Origin of the sequence: Brevundimonas sp., assembly GCF_035626975.1 — a bacterium.
In the GTDB taxonomy this organism is placed as follows: Bacteria; Pseudomonadota; Alphaproteobacteria; order Caulobacterales; family Caulobacteraceae; genus Brevundimonas.
In genome coordinates, this window is sequence record NZ_DASPMQ010000013.1 from 1 (window position 1) to 5,179 (window position 5,179).

Here is a 5,179-nt window from a genome sequence, read left to right on the forward strand (position 1 = left end):
TGAGGATCGGCCCTGCCCAGCGCATGAACCGGTGCAAGCCGCCCAAGCGCGCCACTCGTTCCGCCGTCGGCCGCAGCATCAGGTGATAGGTGTTGCCGAGCAGGATGTCCGTGCCTGTGGCCGCCACCTGCTCCACCGTCAGCGCCTTGACCGTACCGGCGGTGCCGACGGGCATGAAGGCGGGCGTGCGGATGTCGCCGCGCGGGGTCTTCAGCACGCCGGTGCGCGCGCGGCCGTCGGTGGCGGAGATGTCGAAGGGAAAGGGCATCAGGCGGCCAGGGTGTCCGATGGCGGCGAAATTTCGTGGGACAGTTCGGACACTTCGGACAATTCTCCTGAACGGGCGTGGCGGGCTGGCCTGTACGGCCATTGTAAACGAGCCGGCGGGGGGTGTTGGCAGAGGACGCTGAGGTTCAGCCAACCGGCTGATTCAACAAGAAACAATTTCAGGAATTACGCGGGTTCCGGCGAAACAGCAGGCTGCCGTCTCCATAGGAATAGAACCTGTACCCCTCAGCCACCGCGTGCGCATAGGCGGCCTTCATCGTCTGCAGCCCGGCGAAGGCGCTGACGAGCATGAACAGGGTCGACTTCGGCAGGTGGAAATTGGTCATCAGCACGTCGGCGGCGCGAAAAGCGTAGCCGGGGGTGATGAAGATGGCCGTATCGCCGTGAAACGGCCGCACCACGCCGTCCTCGTCCGTGGCGCTCTCCAGCAGGCGCAGCGAGGTGGTGCCGACGCAGACGATGCGCCCGCCGGCGGCGCGGACGGCGTTCAGGGCGGCCGCGGTTTCGGCGGACACCTCGCCCCACTCGGAATGCATTTTATGGTCGGCGGTGTCGTCCGCCTTGACCGGAAGGAAGGTGCCGGCGCCCACGTGCAGGGTGACGGCGTGGGTCGAGACCCCCTTCGCCCGGATCGCTTCCATCAGGGCGGGGGTGAAATGCAGACCCGCCGTCGGCGCGGCCACCGAGCCGTCCCACTGGGCGAACATGGTCTGGTAGTCCGACCGGTCGCGGTCGTCCTCGGCCCGTTTGGCGGCGATGTAGGGGGGCAGGGGCATGACCCCGACCTCGCGGATCGCCTCGTCCAGGAACGGCCCGGACAGGTCGAAGCGCAGGGTGACGAGGCCGTCCTCGCCCTTGTCGACCACGGTCGCGTCCAACTGTCCGAGCAGGCACATCAAGCCCCTCCCCCTGGAGGGGGGAGGGGTTGGGGAGGGGGTGGAGGATGCCAGTTCAGACGCGGTGTCCGCCGCGTCCAACACCGCGCCAGCCGATCCGCCGCCACCCCCATCCCCGGCCCTTCCCCCCTCCAGGGGGAAGGGAGCAGAAAACCTGACCCTGTCACCCGCCTTGATCCTCTTGCCGGGCTTCATGAAGGCCGACCAGACGTCCGGTTCATCGCGGTGGTGCAGCGTCGCCTCGACCTCGACGGTCAGGGTCTCGCCCTCCGGCCCGATCCGTTCGCGCACGCCGGACAGCCGGGCCGGGATCACGCGCGTGTCGTTGAACACCAGCGCGTCGCCGGGCCGCAGGAAGTCGGGCAGATCACGGATGATCCGATCCTCCAGCCCGCCGTCCCGAACGACCAGCAGGCGCGCCGAATCCCTCGGCTCCGCGGGGCGCAGCGCGATACGGTCTTCCGGCAGATCGAAGTCGAAATCGGCGGTCCGCATGAGGCGGCGCAAAGGACATGGAGACGAGGCGGGGTCAAGCGCGACCCGTTGCATCACGCCCCGCGCCGGCGCCGCCTCGCGCGGTCCGCGTCAGGCGGGCGACAGATCCGGAGTCCCGGCGCGGACGCGGCCGCGAGGCCGGACGCCGACCATCAACGGATCGGGATCCCTCTCCGTCGGGGGCAGACAGACAAAACGCCCCGCCGTCGACCCGTCCTTCAGGCGCAGCCGCAGTTCGGCGGCCTGTCCGGTGGCGGCGAGCGCGAGTGCGACAGTCCGGCCCGCCTGTTCGGCGGCGCCGCCGGACCGGAAGACCATAAGATTGTCGAAGGCGCCCGTCCGGACGGCCCAGCCGGTCGCCAGGGGTTCGACCACCACACGTTCCATTTCGCTCATTCCCCAGGGATGTCAGCGATGCGGAGACAGATCACGCGGGGTTCGCCACCCCGCGCTACCGTGTCCGCCGGTCGTTTCGATCAGTGGGTCGTGGCCGACGCATCGTTGATCGGAATACGCCGCGCCTTCTGCTGGGCGCGCTCCGTCTTGGGGATGGTGACGGTCAGCAGTCCGTCGCGAAACGAGGCGTTGGCCCGCTCCTCATCGGCGTCGGGCAACGATATCTGGCGCTCGAACCGGCCGAACCAGCGCTCGCTGAAGGCGCGGCCCTCGCGCTTCTCGCCCTGCTTCTCGCCGCGGATGACCAGCACCCCGTCCTGACAGGTGATCTCGACGTCGTCCTTGGCGAGCCCGGGCAGTTCGGCGGTCACCCGGTACTCCTTGTCCGTCTCGTCGACATCAAGGCTGGGGCCGCCCGACGATATTCCGCCGCCCAGAACCGCGCCGAGCGGCGTGTCGAAGCCGCGAAGCACGCTGTCGAACATCCGGTTCATCTCGCGGTGCAGCGTAACGATCGGGTTGGCCGACTCTTCGGGCCCGGTCATCGCGGGGGCGCGGTCGTTGCGCCCCCAAGGTGTCAGATTTCGCATATCTCTACCTCCTGTCTGAAGGCAGGATGAGCGCGGCGGGTTCGCACCCGCCCCCCCCAAGGTCTCATCCTGCCGGTTGGCGAATGATCATGGGATGTCCCGCACGGGACGCCGGGAACAGTGTCCCGGCGCCGGAAATTGGGGTCGGCCAGCGGGCCTTCAAGGGCCCGCAAGCGGAGCCGGCGAGGAAAATTTCGACCCAAAACGAATTTGACTCCGGCGTCGCCGGTCTCCCCGTTCAGGGCTCGCCGTTGACCCGCCGCCCCTGACGCTGCAAAGCCCCTCGCATGCTGCAGAACCTCGAAACCCTCGCGCGGGACGCAAAGTCCTGGCCGTTCGAACAGGCCCGCAACCTTCTGGCCCAGGTGCTGAAGAAGCGGCTCTCCGACGCCGAGCGTAACGCGGCGAAACTGCTGATCGACGCCGGCAAGACGGACGAGGCGCTGGCGACGTTCGAGGCGCTGCGGCGGCCGGTGATCCTCGAGACCGGCTATGGCCCGTCCGGCCTGCCGCACATGGGCACCTTCGGCGAGGTGGCGCGCACGACCATGGTGCGCAACGCCTTCCGCGCCCTGACCGGCGACCACTGGCCGACCCGGCTGATCGCCTTCAGCGATGACATGGACGGCCTGCGCAAGGTGCCCGAGGGCATCCCCAATCCGGAGATGCTGGCCGAGGACCTGCACAAGCCGCTGACCGTGGTGCGCGATCCGTTCGGCACCCACGACAGCTTCGGCGCCCACAACAACGCCCGGCTGCGCGCCTTCCTCGACAGCTTCGGCTTCGAGTACGAATTCCTGTCCTCGACCGAGCAGTACAAATCCGGCCGGTTCGACGCGACCCTGCTGACCCTGCTGGAGCGGTTCGACGCGGTGCAGGCGATCATGCTGCCGACGCTGGGCGAGGAGCGCCGCGCCACCTACTCGCCCTTCCTGCCGGTCAGTCCGGTCACCGGCCATGTGCTGCAGGTCCCGACGCTGGAGCGGAACGTGGCGAAGGGCACGATCGTGTTCGACGATCCGGCCGGCGGCCGCACCGAGGTTCCCGTCACCGGCGGCCATGTGAAGCTGCAGTGGAAGCCGGACTGGGCCATGCGCTGGACCGCGCTGGACGTCGACTACGAGATGTCGGGCAAGGACCTGATCGAGAGCGTGCGCGAGAGCTCCAAGGTCTGCCGCGCCATCGGCGGCGTCCCGCCCGAGGGTTTCAACTACGAGCTCTTCCTCGACGTCGAGGGGAAGAAGATCTCCAAGTCGAAGGGCAACGGCCTGACCATGGAGGAGTGGCTGCGCTACGGCACGCCGGAGTCGCTGAGCTGGTACATGTTCCAGTCGCCGAAGTCGGCCAAGTCGCTGCACTTCAACGTCATTCCGCGCGCCATCGACGACTATCTGGCCTTCATCGAGGCGTACAAGACGCAGGAGCCGGCCAAGCGGATCGACAACGCCGTCTGGTCGATCCACGCCGGTTCGCCGCCGGATCACACCTCGCCGGTGTCGTTCGCCCTGCTGCTCAATCTGGTCGGCGTGGCCAATGCGTCGTCGAAGGCGCAGCTGTGGGCCTATTTCGCGAAGTATCTGCCCGAGGCGACGCCGGAGACCGAGCCGCTGCTGGACCAGCTGATGGACCGGGCGCTGAACTATTACGAGGACTTCGTGAAGCCGGGGAAGGCCTACCGTCCACCGGACGGGAAGGAGAAGGCGGCGCTGCTCGATCTGGCGGCGCGGCTGAGGGCGCTGCCCGCCGACACGACGGATGGCGAGCTGATCCAGGCCGAGGTCTATGCGGTCGGCAAGGCGCACGCGTTCGAGCCGCTGCGCGCCTGGTTCGGGGCGCTGTACGAGGTGTTGCTGGGCGCGTCGCAGGGGCCGCGCTTCGGATCCTTCGCCGCCATCTACGGCCTGCCGCAGACCATCCGGTTGATCGAGGACGGCGCCAACGGGAAACTCGCATCCTAGGCAGCCGCGGTCGTCGGCCCCGACGCGGCCTGGCGCTTCGCGCGCGCCGGATCCGCCGACCCGCGTTCGTCCGGTAACGTACATGAACTGAACATAACGCCGCGCCACGGGGAGCCTTCACCTTGGCCGGTGCATTGTGCCTGTCCATCGACCAACTCGATGACAGGAGATGAGCCATGTCGAAGAACAAGATCACCGTCGCTCTGGCCTCGGCCGCCATATTGGCCTCGCTGGCGCCCGCCGCCCTTCCGACCGCCGCCATGGCGCAGTCGCGGGCCAACGGCATCACCAACTGCGACGCCCCCGGCGGCCGTCAGCGCGCCGGCGCCCTGATCGGCGCCGTCATCGGCGGCCTTGCGGGCAGCCAGATTTCTGACAACGAGCGCACGCTCGGCGCCGTGGTCGGGGCGGGCGCCGGCGCCGCCGCCGGCTCCTACATCGGCTGCAACCAGCAACGCGCCCGGGCCTACAGCTCGAACTACAGCTACGGCCAGGGCGACACCTACCGCGCCACTTCGAACCTGCGCATTCGCTCGGGTCCCGGCACCAACTATCG

The 5,179-nt window shown here is 68.4% G+C and carries 6 protein-coding genes; 2 read left to right on the forward strand and 4 right to left on the reverse strand.

The genetic code is table 11. From position 1 onward, the window contains the following. From VEB62_RS03875 to VEB62_RS03890, 4 genes are all read right to left on the reverse strand, one after another. Positions 1-271, reverse strand: a 271-nt coding sequence (locus tag VEB62_RS03875) for a tRNA-guanine transglycosylase (protein ID WP_324795656.1), incomplete at its 3' end; no start/stop codon positions are given. A gap of 175 nt (positions 272-446) precedes the next feature. Further along, positions 447-1,679: a tRNA preQ1(34) S-adenosylmethionine ribosyltransferase-isomerase QueA gene (gene queA, locus VEB62_RS03880; protein WP_414641980.1), complete on the reverse strand. Its 1,233-nt coding sequence runs from the start codon at positions 1,677-1,679 to the stop codon at positions 447-449. Between the two features lie 90 nt (positions 1,680-1,769). Beyond that, positions 1,770-2,075: a hypothetical protein gene (locus tag VEB62_RS03885; protein ID WP_324795645.1), complete on the reverse strand. Its 306-nt coding sequence runs from the start codon at positions 2,073-2,075 to the stop codon at positions 1,770-1,772. A gap of 80 nt (positions 2,076-2,155) precedes the next feature. Beyond that, a complete protein-coding gene (locus VEB62_RS03890; RefSeq protein ID WP_324795648.1) occupies positions 2,156-2,665 on the reverse strand; it encodes an Hsp20/alpha crystallin family protein in 510 nt (169 codons plus the stop codon). A gap of 287 nt (positions 2,666-2,952) precedes the next feature. Here VEB62_RS03890 and VEB62_RS03895 point away from each other — a divergent pair, with 287 nt between their 5' ends. Both VEB62_RS03895 and VEB62_RS03900 read left to right on the forward strand, forming a co-directional pair. Continuing rightward, positions 2,953-4,623: a lysine--tRNA ligase gene (locus VEB62_RS03895; RefSeq protein WP_324795651.1), complete on the forward strand. Its 1,671-nt coding sequence runs from the start codon at positions 2,953-2,955 to the stop codon at positions 4,621-4,623. A 176-nt stretch (positions 4,624-4,799) separates the two neighbouring features. After that, a partial coding sequence (locus VEB62_RS03900) for a glycine zipper 2TM domain-containing protein (RefSeq protein WP_324795654.1) occupies positions 4,800-5,179 on the forward strand: 380 nt, incomplete at its 3' end.

What these genes read in the sequence shown, in the direction of transcription:
- queA (WP_414641980.1), bottom strand. Translation starts at nt 1,679, where the DNA reads ATGCGGACCGCCGATTTCGACTTCGATCTGCCGGAAGACCGTATCGCG.
- VEB62_RS03885 (WP_324795645.1), bottom strand. Translation starts at nt 2,075, where the DNA reads ATGAGCGAAATGGAACGTGTGGTGGTCGAACCCCTGGCGACCGGCTGG.
- VEB62_RS03890 (WP_324795648.1), bottom strand. Translation starts at nt 2,665, where the DNA reads ATGCGAAATCTGACACCTTGGGGGCGCAACGACCGCGCCCCCGCGATG.
- VEB62_RS03895 (WP_324795651.1), top strand. Translation starts at nt 2,953, where the DNA reads ATGCTGCAGAACCTCGAAACCCTCGCGCGGGACGCAAAGTCCTGGCCG.